The 17646-nt window shown below is 70.4% G+C and carries 23 protein-coding genes and 1 pseudogene; 15 read left to right on the top strand and 9 right to left on the bottom strand.

Annotated elements, in window-relative coordinates:
- Window positions 1-78 precede the first annotated feature (78 nt).
- The 3 genes from secY to map are packed head-to-tail and all read left to right on the top strand — an operon-like array spanning window position 79 to window position 2844.
- Complete coding sequence (secY, locus tag JSY13_RS10380) at window positions 79-1401, top strand: preprotein translocase subunit SecY (RefSeq protein WP_259606594.1); 1323 nt, start codon at window positions 79-81, stop codon at window positions 1399-1401.
- On the top strand, window positions 1398-1994 hold the full coding sequence (locus JSY13_RS10375) for an adenylate kinase (RefSeq protein ID WP_259606593.1): 597 nt from the start codon (window positions 1398-1400) through the stop codon (window positions 1992-1994). Before secY ends, JSY13_RS10375 begins: the two co-directional genes overlap by 4 nt.
- Window position 1995: 1 nt before the next feature.
- Window positions 1996-2844: a type I methionyl aminopeptidase gene (gene map, locus JSY13_RS10370; RefSeq protein WP_259606592.1), complete on the top strand. Its 849-nt coding sequence runs from the start codon at window positions 1996-1998 to the stop codon at window positions 2842-2844.
- A gap of 45 nt (window positions 2845-2889) precedes the next feature.
- Here the strand turns inward: map and JSY13_RS10365 are convergent, their stop codons facing one another.
- Window positions 2890-4119, bottom strand: a complete 1230-nt coding sequence (locus JSY13_RS10365; protein WP_259606591.1) for a hypothetical protein — start codon at window positions 4117-4119, stop codon at window positions 2890-2892.
- A gap of 27 nt (window positions 4120-4146) precedes the next feature.
- On the opposite strand from JSY13_RS10365, the gene JSY13_RS10360 reads away from it, so the two are divergent.
- From JSY13_RS10360 to rplQ, 7 genes are all read left to right on the top strand, one after another.
- Entirely contained in the window at window positions 4147-4812 is a 666-nt protein-coding gene (locus JSY13_RS10360) for a DsbA family protein (protein ID WP_259606590.1), read from the top strand.
- A 153-nt stretch (window positions 4813-4965) separates the two neighbouring features.
- Window positions 4966-5187 (top strand): translation initiation factor IF-1, encoded by a 222-nt coding sequence (gene infA / locus JSY13_RS10355; protein WP_005050493.1) that lies wholly within the window; start codon window positions 4966-4968, stop codon window positions 5185-5187.
- A gap of 64 nt (window positions 5188-5251) precedes the next feature.
- Window positions 5252-5368, top strand: coding sequence for a 50S ribosomal protein L36 (gene rpmJ, locus JSY13_RS10350; RefSeq protein WP_071644008.1), 117 nt, complete (start codon window positions 5252-5254; stop codon window positions 5366-5368).
- 283 nt (window positions 5369-5651) lie between these two features.
- Window positions 5652-6026: a 30S ribosomal protein S13 gene (rpsM, locus tag JSY13_RS10345; RefSeq protein WP_259606589.1), complete on the top strand. Its 375-nt coding sequence runs from the start codon at window positions 5652-5654 to the stop codon at window positions 6024-6026.
- A 27-nt stretch (window positions 6027-6053) separates the two neighbouring features.
- On the top strand, window positions 6054-6452 hold the full coding sequence (gene rpsK, locus JSY13_RS10340; RefSeq protein WP_071644012.1) for a 30S ribosomal protein S11: 399 nt from the start codon (window positions 6054-6056) through the stop codon (window positions 6450-6452).
- A gap of 126 nt (window positions 6453-6578) precedes the next feature.
- Window positions 6579-7568 (top strand): DNA-directed RNA polymerase subunit alpha, encoded by a 990-nt coding sequence (locus JSY13_RS10335; RefSeq protein ID WP_259606588.1) that lies wholly within the window; start codon window positions 6579-6581, stop codon window positions 7566-7568.
- Between the two features lie 34 nt (window positions 7569-7602).
- Window positions 7603-8190, top strand: a complete 588-nt coding sequence (gene rplQ / locus JSY13_RS10330; RefSeq protein ID WP_259606587.1) for a 50S ribosomal protein L17 — start codon at window positions 7603-7605, stop codon at window positions 8188-8190.
- 91 nt (window positions 8191-8281) lie between these two features.
- Here the strand turns inward: rplQ and JSY13_RS10325 are convergent, their stop codons facing one another.
- On the bottom strand, window positions 8282-8899 hold the full coding sequence (locus JSY13_RS10325; RefSeq protein WP_259606586.1) for a PAS domain-containing protein: 618 nt from the start codon (window positions 8897-8899) through the stop codon (window positions 8282-8284).
- Window positions 8900-8933: 34 nt separating this feature from the next.
- Here JSY13_RS10325 and JSY13_RS10320 point away from each other — a divergent pair, with 34 nt between their 5' ends.
- From JSY13_RS10320 to JSY13_RS10300, 5 genes are all read left to right on the top strand, one after another.
- The gene (locus tag JSY13_RS10320) at window positions 8934-9437 is read left to right on the top strand and encodes a tripartite tricarboxylate transporter permease (RefSeq protein WP_336297686.1); all 504 of its coding nucleotides are present in this window, start codon (window positions 8934-8936) and stop codon (window positions 9435-9437) included.
- Between the two features lie 60 nt (window positions 9438-9497).
- Window positions 9498-10295: a sulfite exporter TauE/SafE family protein gene (locus JSY13_RS10315; protein WP_259606584.1), complete on the top strand. Its 798-nt coding sequence runs from the start codon at window positions 9498-9500 to the stop codon at window positions 10293-10295.
- Window positions 10296-10534: 239 nt separating this feature from the next.
- On the top strand, window positions 10535-10996 hold the full coding sequence (locus JSY13_RS10310) for a MaoC family dehydratase N-terminal domain-containing protein (protein WP_259606583.1): 462 nt from the start codon (window positions 10535-10537) through the stop codon (window positions 10994-10996).
- Window positions 10996-11397: a MaoC/PaaZ C-terminal domain-containing protein gene (locus JSY13_RS10305; protein WP_259606582.1), complete on the top strand. Its 402-nt coding sequence runs from the start codon at window positions 10996-10998 to the stop codon at window positions 11395-11397. The genes JSY13_RS10310 and JSY13_RS10305 overlap by 1 nt, the downstream gene beginning before the upstream one ends.
- Before the next feature lies 1 nt (window position 11398).
- On the top strand, window positions 11399-12535 hold the full coding sequence (locus JSY13_RS10300; protein ID WP_259606581.1) for a UDP-N-acetylmuramate dehydrogenase: 1137 nt from the start codon (window positions 11399-11401) through the stop codon (window positions 12533-12535).
- Window positions 12536-12569: 34 nt separating this feature from the next.
- On the opposite strand, the gene JSY13_RS10295 is transcribed toward JSY13_RS10300, so the two are convergent.
- From JSY13_RS10295 to JSY13_RS10265, 7 genes and pseudogenes are all read right to left on the bottom strand, one after another.
- Window positions 12570-12824 (bottom strand): hypothetical protein, encoded by a 255-nt coding sequence (locus tag JSY13_RS10295; RefSeq protein WP_259606580.1) that lies wholly within the window; start codon window positions 12822-12824, stop codon window positions 12570-12572.
- An 18-nt stretch (window positions 12825-12842) separates the two neighbouring features.
- Window positions 12843-13169, bottom strand: coding sequence for a hypothetical protein (locus tag JSY13_RS10290; protein ID WP_259606579.1), 327 nt, complete (start codon window positions 13167-13169; stop codon window positions 12843-12845).
- Window positions 13170-13252: 83 nt separating this feature from the next.
- Window positions 13253-14452 (bottom strand): pyridoxal phosphate-dependent aminotransferase, encoded by a 1200-nt coding sequence (locus JSY13_RS10285; RefSeq protein ID WP_259606578.1) that lies wholly within the window; start codon window positions 14450-14452, stop codon window positions 13253-13255.
- Window positions 14453-14499: 47 nt separating this feature from the next.
- Complete coding sequence (locus JSY13_RS10280; RefSeq protein ID WP_259606577.1) at window positions 14500-14934, bottom strand: hypothetical protein; 435 nt, start codon at window positions 14932-14934, stop codon at window positions 14500-14502.
- Window positions 14935-15009: 75 nt separating this feature from the next.
- The gene (gene rraA / locus JSY13_RS10275) at window positions 15010-15474 is read right to left on the bottom strand and encodes a ribonuclease E activity regulator RraA (RefSeq protein ID WP_259606576.1); all 465 of its coding nucleotides are present in this window, start codon (window positions 15472-15474) and stop codon (window positions 15010-15012) included.
- Window positions 15475-15557: 83 nt separating this feature from the next.
- Window positions 15558-16277, bottom strand: a complete 720-nt coding sequence (locus JSY13_RS10270) for a molybdopterin dinucleotide binding domain-containing protein (RefSeq protein ID WP_259606575.1) — start codon at window positions 16275-16277, stop codon at window positions 15558-15560.
- A 10-nt stretch (window positions 16278-16287) separates the two neighbouring features.
- Window positions 16288-17561 (bottom strand): annotated as a pseudogene (locus tag JSY13_RS10265) (MFS transporter).
- Window positions 17562-17646: the final 85 nt, after the last annotated feature.

Here is a 17646-nt window from a genome sequence, read left to right as displayed (position 1 = left end):
TTTCCGGCCCCTCCTTTGCGTTACCCTTGACTTTCGGCCGTCCCCCGCGGATCGGCAATCCCTTCAGGAGGAACGACCTTGTTTAGCGCCATCGCGCGAATCTTCCGCACGCCTGACCTGCGGCACAAGATCCTTTTCACCATCGGCATCATCGCGCTCTACCGCCTGGGGTCGAACGTTCCCGCACCGTTCGTGCACTTTCCGAACGTGGAGGAGTGCCTCGCCGCCAACGCCGGCACCGAGGGCCTGCTCGGACTGGTGAACCTGTTCTCGGGCGGTGCGCTGCTGCAGCTGTCCATCTTCGCGCTCGGCGTCATGCCGTACATCACGGCGACGATCATCACCCAGCTGCTGCGCGTGGTCATCCCGCACTTCGAGACCCTGCACAAGGAGGGGCAGGCGGGGCAGAGCAAGCTGACGCAGTACACCCGCTACCTGACCATCGCGCTCGCGCTGCTGCAGTCGACCACCCTGGTGACGGTGGCCCGCAGCGGCCAGCTGTTCGGCACCACCGACATCGCCGCCTGCCAGCAGCTGCTCACGAACGACGTCTGGTGGGCGCAGCTGCTCATCATCATCGCGATGACCGCCGGCACGGGCCTGATCATGTGGTTCGCCGAGCTGGTCACCGAGCGCGGCATCGGCAACGGCATGTCGCTGCTGATCTTCACCTCGATCGCCGCCACGTTCCCCTCCGCGATGTGGACCATCTGGGAGGCCCGCGGCTTCGAGACGTTCCTCCTCGTGCTCGCCATCGGCATCGTCGTGATGGGGCTCGTCGTGTTCGTCGAGCAGTCGCAGCGGCGCATCCCGGTGCAGTACGCCAAGCGCATGGTCGGCCGGCGCACGTACGGCGGCACGAACACCTACATCCCGATCAAGGTGAACATGGCGGGCGTGATCCCGATCATCTTCGCCTCGTCCCTGCTCTACATCCCGATGCTGGTGGCGCAGTTCAACACGCCGCCGGACGGCAGCGAGCCGCCCGCGTGGGTGGCGTGGATCTCCACCTACTTCGCCAGCGGAGACCATCCCCTGTACATGGCGGTGTACTTCCTGCTGATCATCGGCTTCACCTACTTCTACGTCGCGATCACGTTCAACCCCGTCGAGGTCGCCGACAACATGAAGAAGTACGGCGGGTTCATCCCGGGCATCCGTGCCGGGCGTCCCACCGCCGAGTACCTGGACTACGTGCTCACCCGCATCACGTTCCCGGGCTCGATCTACCTGGGCCTGGTCGCGCTGATCCCGCTGATCGCGCTGTCCACGGTGCAGGCCAACCAGAACTTCCCGTTCGGCGGCGCCTCAATCCTCATCATCGTGGGCGTCGGTCTCGAGACGGTGAAGCAGATCGACGCGCAGCTTCAGCAGCGCCATTACGAAGGGCTCCTCCGATGACCGCATCCGCACGCCTGCTGATCGTCGGGCCGCAGGGATCCGGCAAGGGCACCCAGGGGGTGCGCATCGCCGCCGCCTTCGGCATCCCGGTCGTCTCCACCGGCGACATCTTCCGCGCCAACATCAAGGAGGGCACCGAGCTCGGCAAGCGGGTCACCGCGATCCTCGACGCCGGCGACCTCGTGCCCGACGCGCTGACCGGTGAGATCGTCCGCGACCGGCTCTCGCAGCCGGATGCCGCGAACGGCTTCCTCCTGGACGGCTACCCCCGCAACGCGAACCAGGTGCACGACCTCGACGACTTCCTGTCCGGTCGCGGCGAGACCCTGGACGCCGTGATCCTGCTCGACGTCCCGCGCGAGGAGAGCATCGAGCGCCTCCGCCTGCGCGCCGTCGAGCAGGGCCGCTCGGACGACACCGAGGAGGCGATCGCGCACCGGCTCGACATCTACGAGAAGGAGACCGCGCCGATCCTCGCGATCTACCGGGAGCGCGGCATCGTCGACCGCATCGACGGCGTGGGCACGCTCGACGAGATCACCGAGCGCATCTCGGCGGCGCTGGCGGCCCGCGGGCTCGCGCAGCTGGTCTGACGTGTTCCGCAAGTCGATCTACAAGACCCCGGCGCAGCTGCGCTCGATGGTCGAGCCGGGGCTGATCACGGCCGCCGCGCTGGACGCCGTGCGCGCACTGGTGCGTCCTGGTGTCACGACGGGAGAGCTGGACGCGGCCGCGGAGCGGGTGATCACCCAGCGCGGCGCCGAGTCCAACTTCAAGCTCGTGCGCGGCTACCACCACGCCACCTGCATCTCGGTGAACGAGCAGGTCGTGCACGGCATCCCCGGGGACCGCGTGCTCGCGCCGGGCGACATCGTGTCGATCGACTGCGGGGCGCAGTACCAGGGCTGGAACGGCGACAGCGCGATCACCATCGTCGTGCCCGACCCGTCCCGGCCGGAGGTCGTGGCGCGCCGGGAGGAGCTCTCCCGGGTGACCGAGGGGTCGATGTGGGCGGGCATCGCCGCCATGGCGACGGCCTCGCACATCGGCGACATCGGCGCCGCGATCCAGGACTACATCGAGGCGCAGGGCGTCTCGGCGGTGTCGGGTGAGCCGTACGGCATCCTGCGCGAGTACGTCGGCCACGGGATCGGCCGGAAGATGCACGAGGCGCCCAGCGTGTTCAACTACCGCACTCCGGATGCCGGGGCCGAGGTCCGTCCGGGCCTGGTGCTCGCGATCGAGCCGATGGTCACCGCCGGGGGAGAGGCCACCCTGGTCGAGGACGACGACTGGACCGTCTCCACCGTCGACGGCACCGACGGCTCGCACTGGGAGCACAGCGTCGCCCGGCACGAGGGCGGGATCTGGGTGCTCACCGCGCCCGACGGCGGCGCGGCGGGGCTCGCGCCGTTCGGGGTGGTGCCGGCGCCGCTCGCGTAGCGCGGGGCGCGCGGGGGCGGCCAGAATCAGTTCCGGGGGCGAGAATCAGCTCTGCGCGCTGATTCTCGCGCGCGAAACTGATTCTCGTGCGACTTCACGGTGTCGCCGGCGCAGAGTCGCCAGCATCCCGCGCTGCAGTGGCCTGACGCGCGGCACGCCTGCCAGGTCCAGCGCATGGCACATCGGGGCCACGCGCCAGGCGTCGGAGAGATCCCACCGTGCGAACGGATGCGTGTGGCGTCGCAGCCTGTCCTCGCGGCGCTTCTCGTCGGCCAGCCGCTTGCCGGCCGTCTGCGGGTCCTCGAGCGCGTACTTCTGCCAGCCGTCCGCCTCGCCGATGGCGCGGCATCCGGGGAAATAGAAGTCGACGCGGTCCCGCACGCCTTCATAGTGGAACTCGTGCTGGAGCTCCGGTTCCGGATAGCCGCTCCACTCGATCACCGCACGGCTGACGCTTTCCGCCGGGGACTCGGCACGGCCGTCCGCATGTGCCCACACCCACTCGAGCAGCTTCGTGCCGCGGGCCGTCGACTGCCCGTCGGCGATCTCCCGAAGGTCCGCGAGCCGCAGCATCCCGCCCTGAGCCGGCGAGATCGCGGCGTCGGTGACAGCGAGGGCTTGTGCAGGGGCGAGCAGCCGCGCCAGATCGACTGCCGTCTCGCCGAGGGCGGTGACGAGGATGCCATCAGTGCGCTGCACCGCACGGTCGTCGCGACTCGTGTGCACGACGACGTCCCCGTAGCGCGTCGACGACGGGCGGTCCGGGTCGTACACGTGGATGTCGCGAGATTCACCGAAGAGCGGGAGGCCGTGCACCACGGCCGCGGACTCGAGGCACAGCACCGAATGCGGGTGGGTGCGGCTGTAGGCGTGCACGCGGACGGCATACCGCTGCCACGGTGTGAGCGCTTCGTAGTCGCGGCGGGAGGTGTACACGCCCCGGCGCACCGCGACGTGCGCGGATGCAGAGAGGCGGATGCCCAGCATCCGTGCTTCGTCGGCGGTGAACAACGGGAGAGGGGACGTCAGGCACGCCCGGTCCGACAACAGCTGGCCCATGACCCCATCGTCGCCGCACGGCTGCGGCCGAACGCGGCCGGGACCGGCGGATGTGGACAACTCGCCAGCGAGCGCGAAATGTGGGGAACCGCCAGAGTCGGTTGCGGCCGCGAGAATCAGTGCATGGCGCCGATTCTTACGCGCGGAACTGATTCTCGGCGCGGGCGGGCGCTCACATGCAGGACATAGCGTCGCGCGGGCAAGATGGATGTGCACGTGTGAGTCTCCACAGATCGGAACGCAATGGCCGCTGCGCAGGGCAAGACCAACTGGTTCGCCATCGGAATCTCCATCGCCGTCGTGGTGGTGCTCGTCGCCCTCGGCGGCGTCGTGGTGTGGCTGAACAACCGCGCCAACGACCCCGGAGCGGCGCCGAAGGGCGAGATCGTGAACTCCGACAGCGGTGCGATCAGCTTCGGCGAGGGCGAGGACACCGTCGCCGTGTACGTCGACTTCATGTGCCCGATCTGCAACCAGTTCGAGCAGAGCTACGGCGAGCAGCTGCGGACCGCCGCCGAGGACGGCCGGATCACCCTGGAGTACCACCCGATCTCGATCCTGGACCGCTTCTCCCAGGGCACTGACTACTCCTCCCGGTCCGCGGGCGCGGTGTTCTGCGTCGCCGAGAAGGCGCCGAGCAAGACGCTCGACTACATCGACACGCTGTTCCAGAACCAGCCCGCCGAGAACACCGCCGGCCTCACCGACGAGCAGCTCGCGCAGTACGCGACCGAAGTGGGTGCGGATGCCGCGGCCGACTGCATCACCGAGGGCACGTACGAGAAGTTCGGCGTCGCGCAGGCCGAGAAGCACGAGATCCAGGGCACACCGACGGTCGAGATCAACGGCGAGCGGCTGGACCTGCAGAACCAGGACGACTTCAAGAAGTTCACCGACCTGATCAGCTGATCGGGCCGCCGGGCGCCCATTTGCCGCAGGCGCGCGGAGGGTCTATCATAGATCTTTGGTGCCTTGCGCCTTGATTCGGCGTGTCCTCCCGGACGGCACCGCACCCACCCATCCACCGCAGATCGGCCGATCTGCAGAAGCGTCAGCGAGGCTATGGCTAAGAAAGACGGTGTCATCGAGATCGAGGGCGTCGTGTCCGAGGCTCTGCCCAACGCGATGTTCCGCGTTGAGCTCACCAACGGGCACAAGGTCCTGGCGACGATCTCCGGAAAGATGCGGCAGAACTACATCCGCATCATCCCCGAGGACCGCGTGGTCGTGGAGCTCAGCCCCTACGACCTGACCCGCGGCCGCATCGTCTATCGCTACCGCTGATCGGTCGAGAAGTAACACCCCAGGCGCCCGCGCCTGCCCGGTGAAGACAGCGAACAGGAAAATCATGAAGGTCAACCCGAGCGTCAAGCCCATCTGCGACCACTGCCGCGTGATCCGTCGTCACGGTCGCGTCATGGTGATCTGCAAGAGCAACCCCCGCCACAAGCAGCGCCAGGGTTGAGTCATCGGCGGGTCATGCGCCGCGCAGCGGCGCTTGACGCGCGATGACTCAAGGTTGAGCGAGCACGCGCACGGCGCGAGCGAGTCGAAACCTGACGCGACCAGATAACTCAATACAGACCGGCTGCGTTTCGTCTCGGTCGCTGCGCGTCCTCGCTCAACGACCGGAAGGGCTTAGCCGGAAATGCCACAGGCAGAGTCAGAACCCGCAAGGGGGACACCTCGGGACGGAGGCCCGGGCACCGATTCTGCTCCACACCTCCACCAACTCCAGGAGAATCCGCATGGCACGTCTTGCCGGCGTCGACATCCCGCGCGACAAGCGCGTGGTGATCGCCCTCACCTACATCTACGGCATCGGCCGCACCCGCTCGGTCGAGATCCTCAAGGCCACCGGGATCGACGAGTCGATCCGCGTCAAGGACCTCACCGACGACCAGCTCGTCGCGCTCCGCGACTACATCGAAGGCAACTACAAGGTGGAGGGTGACCTGCGCCGCGAGGTCGCCGCAGACATCCGCCGCAAGGTCGAGATCGGCTCCTACGAGGGCCTGCGCCACCGTCGTGGCCTCCCGGTCCGCGGTCAGCGCACCAAGACCAACGCTCGCACCCGCAAGGGCCCGAAGCGCACCGTCGCCGGCAAGAAGAAGGCCCGCTAAGCGGCCAGGGACTAGGAGAGAACTTTCATGGCTGCACCCAAGGCCGCCGCGCGCAAGCCGCGCCGCAAGGAGAAGAAGAACATCGCGCTGGGCCAGGCCCACATCAAGTCGACGTTCAACAACACCATCGTTTCCATCACCGACCCGTCCGGCGCCGTCATCAGCTGGGCTTCGTCCGGTGGCGTGGGCTTCAAGGGCTCGCGCAAGTCGACGCCGTACGCCGCCGGCATGGCCGCGGAGTCCGCGGCCCGTCAGGCCGCCGAGCACGGCGTCAAGAAGGTCGACGTCTTCGTGAAGGGCCCGGGCTCGGGCCGCGAGACCGCGATCCGCTCGCTGCAGGCCGCCGGCCTCGAGGTCGGCTCGATCCAGGACGTGACGCCGCAGGCTCACAACGGCTGCCGTCCGCCGAAGCGCCGCCGCGTCTGATCCCGCGCGAGATGCCGGTCCGCCGTTCGCTGCGGACCGGCATCCGCCGCGAGCATTCGCCTTCACAACTCAAGACCTCACCCACCACATGTCATATAGCGGGCATGTGATCGAAAGGAACACATAGTGCTCATCGCACAGCGTCCCACTCTCACCGAGGAAAAGATCTCCGAGAACCGCAGCCGGTTCGTGATCGAGCCGCTCGAGCCCGGCTTCGGCTACACGATCGGCAACGCGCTGCGTCGCAGCCTGCTGTCGTCGATCCCCGGCGCCGCGGTCACCACCATCCGCATCGACGGCGTGCTGCACGAGTTCAGCACGATCCCCGGTGTCAAGGAGGACGTGACCGAGATCATCCTCAACATCAAGCAGCTGGTCGTCTCCAGCGAGCGCGACGAGCCCATCACCGCCTACCTGCGCAAGACGGGTGCGGGCGAGGTGACCGCGGCGGACATCTCCGCCCCGGCCGGCGTCGAGGTGCACAACCCCGAGCTCGTCATCGCCACCCTGAACGACACCGCCCGCTTCGAGCTCGAGCTCACCATCGAGCGCGGCCGTGGCTACGTGTCGGCGGCGCAGAACCGCAACGAGTACGCCGAGGCCGGTCAGATCCCGATCGACTCGATCTACTCGCCGGTGCTCAAGGTCAGCTACCGCGTCGACGCCACCCGTGCCGGTGAGCGCACCGACTTCGACAAGCTGGTGCTCGACGTCGAGACGAAGAACTCGATCAGCCCGCGCGACGCCGTGGCATCCGCCGCGAAGACGCTCACCGAGCTGTTCGGCCTCGCCCGCGAGCTGAACGTCGAGGCCGAGGGCATCGAGATCGGCCCGGCGCCGGTCGAGGCCGTGCTCTCCAGCGAGCTGTCGATGCCGATCGAGGACCTCGACCTGTCGGTGCGCTCGTACAACTGCCTCAAGCGCGAGGGCATCAACACCGTCGCGGAGCTGGTCGCCCTCTCCGAGACGCAGCTGATGAACATCCGCAATTTCGGACAGAAGTCGGTCGACGAGGTGCGCGACAAGCTCGTCTCCCTCGGCCTGTCGCTGAAGGACTCGGTGCCCGGTTTCGACGGCGCCCACTTCTACGGCGGCAGCGAAGACGAGTCCTTCTGATACCCGACCTATTCTGACCAGGAGCTAGACGATTATGCCCAAGCCCACCAAGGGTCCCCGCCTCGGAGGCGGCCCCGCCCACGAGCGCCTTCTTCTCGCGAACCTCGCCGCGGCGCTGTTCACCCACAAGTCGATCAAGACGACCGAGACCAAGGCCAAGCGCCTGCGTCCGCTCGCCGAGCGCCTGATCACCTTCGCCAAGCGCGGTGATCTGCACGCTCGTCGTCGCGTGCTGTCCGTGATCGGTGACAAGGAAGTCGTGCACGTCCTGTTCACCGAGATCGCCCCGCTGGTCGCGGAGCGCGAGGGCGGCTACACCCGCATCACCAAGGTCGGCAACCGGAAGGGCGACAACGCCCCGATGGCCGTGATCGAGCTCGTCCTCGAGCCGGTCAGCCCGAAGAAGAAGTCGGCGAAGCCGGCCGCCAAGGCCGAGGCGCCGAAGGCCGAGTCGGAGGAGGCCGCGGCGGAGGAGCCGAAGGCCGCCGAGGCCGAGGAGACCACGACCGAGGACGCTCCGGCCGAGGAGAACACCGCAGCCGAGGCCGGCGCGGAGTCGCAGGCCGAGGGCGAGGCCGCTGAGGCCGCCGCCGAGGACGCCGTCGCCGAGAAGTCGGAGTAAGCACCCGCGCACGCACGAAGCCCGTCGCCCCGTCAGGAGCGGCGGGCTTCGTGCGTGTCCGGAGGAGTGGCGGGCTTCGTGCGTGTCCGGCTCAGCCCGGGACGGCGACCTCGCCGGAGAGCGGCTCGTTCGCGCGATACCGGGTGCCGGGGCGCCCCTTCGTGGTGTAGTCGAGGCGGCGGATCGCGCGGCCCGTGCTGGCCAGGTGCTCCAGGTACCGCCGGGCGCTCACCCGCGAGATCGACAGCCGCTCCCCGATGTCGGCTGCGGAGGCATCCGGATGCTCGGCGAGGGCCGCCGCGACCCGTCCGAGCGTCTCGGCGCTGAGCCCCTTCGGCAGCGCCGCCCGCTGCCGGAACGCGATGATGGCGTCCGCCGCCTCCACCCGCCGCACGACGTCGTGCAGCTCGGTGTGGTCGCGCAGCAGCAGCGTCGCCTCCACCCGCTCCCCGTCCAGCTGCGAGCCGGTGCTGCGGGCGACGAGCACACGGGACCCGACGATGACGGGACGGCCGGCGTCCTCTCCGTCGCGCAGCACCGTCATCAGCTCCTCGTCGAGCACGTCCGCCGCGCGGGCGCCGGTCATGGCATCCGCGGAGGTGCCGAGGAAGGCTGCAGCCGCGTCGTTCGCGAGGGTGATCACGCCGCCGGCATCCACCGTCACCACGCCCTCGCTGAGGCCGTGCAGCGTCGTCTCCTGGTTGCGCACCAGCGCCGTGATCTGGTGCGGCTCGAGGCGGTGGATGCGGCGGCGGAACCAGCCCGCGCTGGTGTGGGCACTGGTGGCGAGCCTCTACATCGGCAACGTCATCCTCATCGTGCTGAACCTCCCGCTGGTCGGGATGTGGGTGAAGCTGCTGCAGATCCCGAGGCCGTACCTGTACGCCGGCATCCTGCTGTTCGCGGCGTTCGGCGCGTACGCGCTGAACTTCGCCGTCGTCGACGTGCTGATCCTGCTGGTCATCGGCGTGCTCGGCTACTTCATGCGCCGGTACGGCTATCCGGTGGCGCCGCTGGTGGTGGGCATGATCCTCGGCCCGATGGGCGAGGACTACCTGCGCAAGGCGCTGCAGCTGAGCCAGGGCGACCTGTCGACGCTGATCCTGCAGCCGTTCGCCGCCGCCGCGTACATCGCACTGGCGCTGCTCATCGCCGGAGGGCTCTGGCTGCGGCGCCGGCAGCGGCGCTACGAGCAGGCGCTCACGCAGTCGATCGCGGTGCCGATCAAGGCGGATCAGGAGGTCTGAGACGCCCCCGGCCCCGGCTGCGGGCCGGGGCCGGCGGGGCTCCCGGGATAGGCTGGTCCGGTGAACGCGGACCAGGCCATCACCCGGGGGCCCCGCGCGTACCTCGCCTTCGTGGGCATCGGCCTGATGGCCGGTCTCCTCTCCGGCCTGTTCGGCGTCGGCGGCGGCACCGTGATCGTCCCGCTGCTGGTGCTGATTCTGCACTTCGACCAGCGCCGCGCGGCGGGCACCTCGCTGGCCGCGATCGTGCCGACCGCCGCCGTGGGCGTGATCTCGTACGCGCTGGCGGATGCCGTGGCATGGATCGCCGCGCTCATCCTCGCCGCCGGGGCGGTCGTGGGCGCGCAGATCGGCATCCGGATGCTGGCCCGCGTCTCGCAGACCGCGCTGCGATGGAGCTTCGTCGGCTTCCTCGCCGTCGTCATCGTGAGCCTGTTCGTCGTGATCCCCTCGCGGGATGCCGAGCTGGTCCTGTCCTGGGTGAGCGGCGCCGGACTGGTGCTCGTCGGCGTCGCCACGGGCATCGTCGCCGGGCTCATCGGCGTCGGCGGGGGCGTCATCGTCGTCCCCGTGCTGATGCTCGTCTTCGGGACGAGCGACCTCGTCGCCAAGGGCACGTCCCTGCTGATGATGATCCCGACCGCCGTCTCCGGGACCGTCGGCAACATCCGCCACCGCAATGTCGACCTCGTCGCCGCGGCGATCATCGGCGTCTCCGCGTGCACGACCACGGCGCTCGGCGCCTGGCTCGCGACGCTGATCGACCCCTTCGCCGGAAACGTCCTCTTCGCCGCCTACCTCGTCGTGATCGCCCTGCAGATGGCGCTCAAGGCGATCCGCGGGCGTCGCCGCGGCTGAACGCGGACCTGCACACCGGCCGCCGGGAGGTTCTTGCACCTCCGCGGCCGCTCCCGGGTGCGTTCTCCTCCCGGCGATCGCGCGGGCGTTCGTCGCGGGGAGCATTCCGCATCGCTCTGGCCCTGGCGGGGTGCGATTTGCTCCCGGCGGGGGCGGCAGGCCGTCCGCCGGGACGCGACGCGCGGTCGGATGCCCGTGAGCGAGGAACCGCCGCGCCGGGCCCTGGGTAGGATCGGAGGGTGCCAGTGAACCCCGAACTGGTCGGCCGCGAGTTCCCGCCGACCCCGCCGTACCTCGTCGGCCGTGAGAAGGTGCGCGAGTTCGCCCGCGCGGTCTTCGCGGACGCGCCCCTGCACACCGACGTCGAGGCGGCCCGCGCGCTCGGCTACCCGGACGTCGTCGCACCGCCCACCTTCGCGATGGTCATCCAGGATCTGACCCTGCAGCAGCTGCTCGCCGAGCCCGACTCCGGCATCGTGCTCGCCCGGACCATCCACGCCGAGCAGCGCTTCCAGTACACGCGTCCCATCGTCGCCGGCGACGAGCTGACCGGGCGGCTCCGCGTCACCGGCATCCGTGCCATGGGCGGCAACGCGATGATCACGAGCGAAGCGGAGATCACCGACGCCGACGGGGCGCACGTCGTCACCGCGACCAGCGTGCTGCTGGTCGGCTCGGGCGAAGAAGGGGAGGCCGCGTGATGGCCGCGTTCACCGTCGGCGACGTCATCGCCGAGCGCACCGTGCACCTCACCCGTGAATCCCTGGTGCGCTACGCCGGGGCATCCGGAGACTTCAACCCGATCCACTACCGCGACGACGTCGCCGCCCAGGTGGGGCTGCCGGGCGTGCTCGCGCACGGCATGCTCACGATGGGCATCGCCTCGTCCGTGGTCGTCTCGGCGCTGGGCGATGTGGCGCGGATCCTCGACTACGGCGTGCGCTTCACCAAGCCCGTCGTCGTGGACCCCGTCGACGGCGCGGACGTGCACGTGGTCGCCACGGTCGGCGCGGTGGACGACGAGGCCGCGCGCATCGACCTCAAGGTCACCTCCGCCGGGACCACCGTGCTGGTGAAGGCCCAGCTGCGGGTCGCCGTCTGAGATGCCGGAGATCTCGCCGATCCCGCTCTCGGCTCTCACGACGCTCCGCACCGGCGGGGCACCGCAGCGGATGCTCGACGCCGTCACGCGTGCGGAGCTGATCGAGGCGCTGCAGGAGGTCTGGCAGCGCGGCGACGACTGGTTCGTCCTCGGCGGCGGCTCCAACCTGTTCGCGGGGGATGCCGGGTTCGACGGCACCGTGATCCGCGTGCTCACCTCCGGCATCGAGGAACTGCCGTCCCCGCACGAGGGGCGCGTGCGCCTGCGTGTCCAGGCCGGGCATTCGTGGGACGGCCTCGTCTCCTACGCCGTGGAGCGCGGCTACGCCGGGATCGAGGCGATGTCCGGCATCCCGGGCACGGTCGGCGCCGCCCCCGTGCAGAACGTCGGCGCGTACGGTCAGGAGATCCAGGAGACGCTCGTCGAGGTCGAGCTGATCGACGAGCACGCGGGCGCGCCGGCGGTCGTGCCGGCCGAGGAGCTCGGGCTGGGTTTCCGCACCTCGGTGCTGAAGCACCACTACGGCGCGTCGACCCGTCGCCGCGCGGTGATCCTGTCGGTCACCCTCGATCTCGCCGTCGCCCCGCACGGCGCCCGCACCGTGCGCGGCGAGCAGCTCCGCCGGGCGCTCGGGATCGACGGCGACGAGCCGGTGCCGCTGACCTGGGTGCGCGAGCGCATCCTCGCCACCCGCGCGGCGAAGGGGATGCTGCTCGACCCCGCCGACCCGGACACGAACAGCGCCGGCTCCTTCTTCCAGAACGCGATCGTGCCGGAATCCGTCGCCCGCGCGCTGCCTCCGGAGTGCCCGCGGTGGCCGGTCACCCCGGATCTGGACGCGGTCACCGTCATCCCGCTGGCCGCGTACGGCGGGATCGTGCCGGTCACGGACGCATCGCCGGCGGAGGTCAAGGTCAGCGCGGCGTGGCTGATCGAGCAGTCCGGCATCCGCAAGGGGTTCAAGCTGCCGCGTTCGCGGGCCGGCGTGTCGAGCAAGCACGCCCTCGCGCTCACCAACCGCGGCGGCGCGACCGCGGCGGAGATCGCCGAGCTGGCCCGCTTCATCCGCAGCCGCGTGCACGCCGAGTTCGGGCTGCTGCTGCAGCCGGAGCCGGTGCTGATCGGCGTGGATCTCTGACCGCATCCGCGTCGCCGCGTCGGATGCCGCGCAGTCACTCGCTCGGGACGACCTCGACGGCGCAGGAGTCCGGGCCGAGGATGCGGGACATGTGCCGCGCGGTGCGCAGCACGACCGCGCGATCGCCGATCCGTGAGCCGGTGAGCGCCGACTCCAGGGCGATCTCGAACCGGTTCACGTCCGACATGTGGCGCAGCCAGACCGCGAGGATGAGGTTGTACCGGCTGGCGCTTGCGGTGTTCGCGGTCACCGGCCTGGTCACCTCCGCGATCGCCTCGCGCTCGTTCACCTGGGAGATGGTGGTGACCTACCTCCTCATCGCCGCCCTCGTGCTGGTCGGCCTCGGGCTGGCGAAGGCGACCCGCGGCCGGCTCCCCGCGATCATCTCGGTGATCACGATCGGCGCGCTGCTCACCTCGCCGATCTCGCCGGTCGCGGGCTGGCTGACCGGGGTCTCGGCATCCGTCGACTTCCTCGCCATGATCACCGCGATGCTGACGAACGCCGGGTTCACCCTCGGCAAGGACCTGCCGCTGCTGCGCAACATCGGCTGGAGGATCATCCCGGTCGGCACGGTCGCCATCATCGCCTCGTTCCTGCTCTCCGCGCTGGTGGCGCAGCTCGCCCTCAGCATGTGGGGGAACAGAGCCCGGCACGCGGAAGCGCCGGCGCCCCGGGAGGGGCGCCGGCGCTTCCGCGTCGTTCAGGAGAAGGCGCTCAGGAGAACAGGCGCTGCAGGCGCTGCACGCCCTCGAGCAGAGCGTCGTCGCCCAGGGCGTAGGAGAGCCGGATGTAACCCGACGGACCGAACGCCTCACCCGGCACGACCGCGACCTCGGCCTTGTCGAGGATCAGGTCGGCCAGCTCGAGCGAGGTGGTCGGGGTCACGCCGTCCCACGTCCGGCCGAGCAGGCCGGTGACGTCGGGGTAGACGTAGAAGGCGCCCAGCGGGTTCGGCACCCGCATCCCGTCGATCTTCGACAGCTCGGACACGATCAGGCGGCGTCGCCGGTCGAAGGCCTCGCGCATCTGCTGGGCCTCGGTCTGCGGCCCGTTGAGGGCGGCGATCGCGGCCTTCTGCGCGACGTTGTTCACGTTGCTGGTCAGGTGCGACTGCAGGTTGCCGGCGATCTTGATGGCATCCGCAGGTCCCACCATCCAGCCGACCCGCCAGCCGGTCATCGCGTAGGTCTTCGCCACGCCGTTCACGAGGATGGTCTGGTTCGCGACCTCGGGGACGGCCTCGACGATCGAGGTCGCCTTGACGCCCTCGTAGGTGAGGTTCTGGTAGATCTCGTCGGTGATGATCCAGATGCCGTACTCGAGCGCCCACTCGGCGATCGCCGCGGTCTCCTCGGCGGTGTACACCGAGCCGGTCGGGTTCGACGGCGACACGAACACGAGCGCCGTGGTGCGGTCGGTGCGCGCCTCCTCGAGCTGCTCGACGGTGACCTTGTAGTCCTGGTCGGCGCCGGCGAACACCTCGACCGGGGTGCCGTCGGCGAGGCGGATCGCCTCCGGGTAGGTGGTCCAGTACGGCGCGGGCAGCAGCACCTCGTCGCCGGGGTTCACGACCGCCTGGAACGCCTGGTAGACGGCCTGCTTGCCGCCGTTGGTCACGATCACCTGGCTCGGCGAGACCTCCAGGCCGGAGTCGCGCAGCGTCTTCGCGACGATGGCCTCGCGCAGCGCGGGAAGGCCGGGGGCGGGGGTGTAGCGGTAGCTGGCCGGGTCGGCGAGGGCCTCGGCGGCGGCGTCCACGATGAACTGCGGCGTCGCGAAGTCGGGCTCGCCGGCGGCGTAGGAGATCACCGGCTTGCCCTCGGCCTTGAGGGCTTTGGCCTTGGCATCCACCTTCAGGGTGGCGGACTCGGCGATGGCGGACAGCTTGCGGGAGAGAGGGGCGCGTTCGGTCACGATACGAGAGTACCCGGGCGCGCCCGGGCGCTGCGACGCATGTCGCCTCAGGCGCGGTACGCCGAAGGCAGGGCGCAGTAGTCCGCGAACCGGCGGGACGGATGCCCGGGATCGGTGAGATCGACGAGAGCGGATGCCGCGGTATGCGGCCGCTCTGCTCCGGCCAGCTGCCACACCGTGAAGTTCCACAGCCCGCGCGCCTCGCCGTCGAGCAGCCCGGCCGGGCCGGAGACGAGGAGCACGCGGTCGGATGCCCGGTCCTCGCGGAACGGGGCGACGATCTCCGTGCGCAGCGCGGCGGCATCCGCCGTGTCCGCATGCACCCTGGTCACCCTCTCGCCGCGGGCCTCAAGGGCGTCGGCGAGGGCATCGGCCGCCGTGCGCGAGCGCTCGGCATCCGCCCCGGCCACCGCGAGCAGCCGCCCGCCCCGACGGTAGAGGTGGAGGAACTCCTCGGCCACGCCGTCCCACACGTCGCTCATGGTCTCAGGCTACGCCCCGGGAAGGCCCGGCGGGGCCGGCATCCGCTCACCGCTCGAGCGCCGACCGCGCGACGCTCAGCGCTCGACGAGGATGCCGTCCTCGTCGGCGTAGAGCCGCGCCCCCGGGCGGAAGCTCACGCCGCCGAACTCGACGACGACGTCCACCTCGCCCCGGCCGGTCTTGCCGCTCTTGCGGGGATTCGTCCCGAGCGCCTTCACGCCCAGCGGCAGCGCGCCGATCGCCACGCTGTCACGGACCGCGCCGTGGATGACCACGCCCGCCCAGCCGTTGTCCACCGCGCTCTGCGCGATCATGTCGCCCATCAGCGCGGTGCCGAGCGACCCGTCGCCGTCGATCACGAGCACCGCGCCGTCGCCAGGGGTGGCCAGCAGCTCCTTGACCAGGGCGTTGTCCTGGAAGCAGCGGACCGTGCGGATCGGCCCCTCGAACGCCGGGTGCCCGCCGAAGGAGCGCAGCTGCAGCGGCAGCGACTGCAGGTCGTCGCCGTGCTGGTCGTAGAGGTCGGCGGTGCTGGTCATGATCGCTCCTTCGGTGCATCCGGCGGCCCGGCGACGGGCGCGCGCGTTCTTCGAGTATGCACCGGGGAGCATGCACCGGCCGGTCAGGGACCCGCCGGGTCCGGGATCGGCTCCACGGCGACCACCGTGCGCTTGAACTCCGGCATCGAGCTGTGCGGGTCGGTCGCGGCGCTCGTGAGCAGGTTCGCGCTCTCCGCGCCCGGGTAGTGGAAGGGCAGGAACACGGTGTCCGGGCGGATGTCGTCGGTGAGCTCGACGTCCGCCTCGACCGTGCCCCGCGCGTTGGTCAGGCGCACCCGCGAGCCCGTGCGGATGCCGCGGTCCATCGCGGTCACCGGATGCAGCAGCGCGACCGGCCGGGGTGCGGCGGCGTGGAGTTCGGGGATGCGCCGGGTCTGCGCCCCGGACTGGTACTGGGTCAGGATCCGCCCGGTGATGAGGTTCAGATCCGCGCCGCGCGGGGGCTCCGGCTGCCGGGCCCGCACGAGCCGGTCGAACGCGACGCGCTCGCCGTCGTCCAGCTCGACGGCCGACCTCGGGCGGTCGATCCGCACCACCCGCCGGCCGGTGAGCACCGACGCGCCCGCGGCGGCGAAGTCCTCCGCGACGGCCGTGGTCAGCGCCTGCCGGTCGATCTGCCCGGCCGCGTATTCGGCGATCATGATGCGGTTGTACGGATCGTGGCTCTCGGCGCCGACGATCGTCAGGTCCACCCGGCCGTCCCGGGCGGCAGGCAGCAGCTCCTCCGCGAAGCGCGCGCCGACCGGGCCGAAGCCGACCAGGACCACTCGGTGCGGGGACACGGGCGCCGCCTCAGACGATCCGGCGGTCGAGCGCGGCCCGCGGCACGAGGTAGATCGCCGCGGTGAGCGCGGCCATCAGCGCGTAGCCGGCGGCGAAGCCCCAGAACGCGGCGTCGTAGCCGCCGGTGGCGCCGTGGGACGCGTTCAGCACCTGCGGGATCACGAATCCGCCGAATCCGCCGATGGCGGAGATGATGCCGACGGCCGCGGCCGCCTGCCGCTGCGCCGAGACGGTGTGCTCCGCCCCGGCCTGCGCGGCGCCGCGGGCCGCGAAGATCAGCGGGATCATCCGATAGGTCGAGCCGTTGCCCACGCCGCAGGCGAGGAAGAGCAGCAGGAACAGTCCGAGGAACAGCCAGAATCCGGCCAGGGGGAGGGTGAGGTTCACCGCCACGGTCACCGCCGTCATGGCGGCGAACGCGAGGACGGTGACGCGGGCGCCGCCGATCCGGTCGGCGAGGCGGCCGCCGAACGGGCGGGCCAGGGAGCCGGTGAGGGCGCCGAGGAAGGCCAGCGACACCGTGGCGCCGCCCACCGCGAGCGTGGAGAACTCCGGGAACTGGTCGGCGATCAGCTTGGGGAAGACGCCGGCGAAGCCGATGAACGAGCCGAAGGTGCCGATGTACAGCAGCGCCATGATCCAGAGGTGCCGCTCGCGCAGCGCCGCGGCCACCCCGGCGAAGTCCGACCGGGCGGCGGACAGGTTGTTCATGAACCGCCAGGCGCCCCAGGCGGCGACGAGGATCAGGGGCACCCACACCCATCCCGCGAGGCTCGGATTCAGGGTGCCGGCGGCCCCCAGCGTGACCACCACGGGCACGGTGAACTGCGCCACGGCCGCCCCCAGGTTGCCGCCGGCGGCGTTCAGGCCGAGCGCCCAGCCCTTCTCGCGCTGCGGGAAGTAATAGGTGATGTTCGCCATGGAGCTGGCGAAGTTCCCGCCGCCGACGCCGCCGAGCGCGGCGACCGCGAAGGTGTACGGGATGCGCAGGGTGGCGCCGACGAGCGTCGGCAGCGAGATGAGCCAGAACTGCTCGCCGGTGGTGAGTACGAACCCGGCAGCCGGGAGCAGCACGACCACGACGCTCCACAGCTGCCAGACCACGAAGCCGAGGAACTCGGCGAAGATCGACCAGACCAGGTTCCGCTTCGCGATGGCCGACCCTGCGACTCCCACTGCGCGGCGTTCTCGGCGTCCCAGCCGTCCAGCCAGCGGCCGGGCCGCTCGCTGAGGGCGGCGGTTCCCTGTCCACTGGTGCGTACGGGGGCGGTCGATGTCGTCATGCCGGGCCTCCTCAGGGTGATGCGGCGCGCGGGGGCGCGTATCGGTCACGCTAAGCAGGGCATGTTCCGGGCATGCGGCGAAGAC

The organism is Microbacterium neungamense (assembly GCF_024971095.1).
Lineage (GTDB): Bacteria > Actinomycetota > Actinomycetes > Actinomycetales > Microbacteriaceae > Microbacterium > Microbacterium neungamense.
Note: the sequence above shows the minus strand (reverse complement) of the source record. Positions and strands in the feature narration are given on the sequence as shown.

Excerpts from the sequence above, each read along its gene's own strand:
- JSY13_RS10375 (WP_259606593.1), top strand. The coding sequence starts at position 1,398 with ATGACCGCATCCGCACGCCTGCTGATCGTCGGGCCGCAGGGATCCGGC.
- JSY13_RS10360 (WP_259606590.1), top strand. The coding sequence starts at position 4,147 with ATGGCCGCTGCGCAGGGCAAGACCAACTGGTTCGCCATCGGAATCTCC.
- infA (WP_005050493.1), top strand. The coding sequence starts at position 4,966 with ATGGCTAAGAAAGACGGTGTCATCGAGATCGAGGGCGTCGTGTCCGAG.
- rpmJ (WP_071644008.1), top strand. The coding sequence starts at position 5,252 with ATGAAGGTCAACCCGAGCGTCAAGCCCATCTGCGACCACTGCCGCGTG.
- rpsM (WP_259606589.1), top strand. The coding sequence starts at position 5,652 with ATGGCACGTCTTGCCGGCGTCGACATCCCGCGCGACAAGCGCGTGGTG.
- rpsK (WP_071644012.1), top strand. The coding sequence starts at position 6,054 with ATGGCTGCACCCAAGGCCGCCGCGCGCAAGCCGCGCCGCAAGGAGAAG.
- rplQ (WP_259606587.1), top strand. The coding sequence starts at position 7,603 with ATGCCCAAGCCCACCAAGGGTCCCCGCCTCGGAGGCGGCCCCGCCCAC.
- JSY13_RS10320 (WP_336297686.1), top strand. The coding sequence starts at position 8,934 with ATGCGGCGGCGGAACCAGCCCGCGCTGGTGTGGGCACTGGTGGCGAGC.
- JSY13_RS10305 (WP_259606582.1), top strand. The coding sequence starts at position 10,996 with ATGGCCGCGTTCACCGTCGGCGACGTCATCGCCGAGCGCACCGTGCAC.
- JSY13_RS10300 (WP_259606581.1), top strand. The coding sequence starts at position 11,399 with ATGCCGGAGATCTCGCCGATCCCGCTCTCGGCTCTCACGACGCTCCGC.
- JSY13_RS10290 (WP_259606579.1), bottom strand. The coding sequence starts at position 13,169 with ATGCTGAGGGCGAGCTGCGCCACCAGCGCGGAGAGCAGGAACGAGGCG.
- JSY13_RS10280 (WP_259606577.1), bottom strand. The coding sequence starts at position 14,934 with ATGAGCGACGTGTGGGACGGCGTGGCCGAGGAGTTCCTCCACCTCTAC.
- rraA (WP_259606576.1), bottom strand. The coding sequence starts at position 15,474 with ATGACCAGCACCGCCGACCTCTACGACCAGCACGGCGACGACCTGCAG.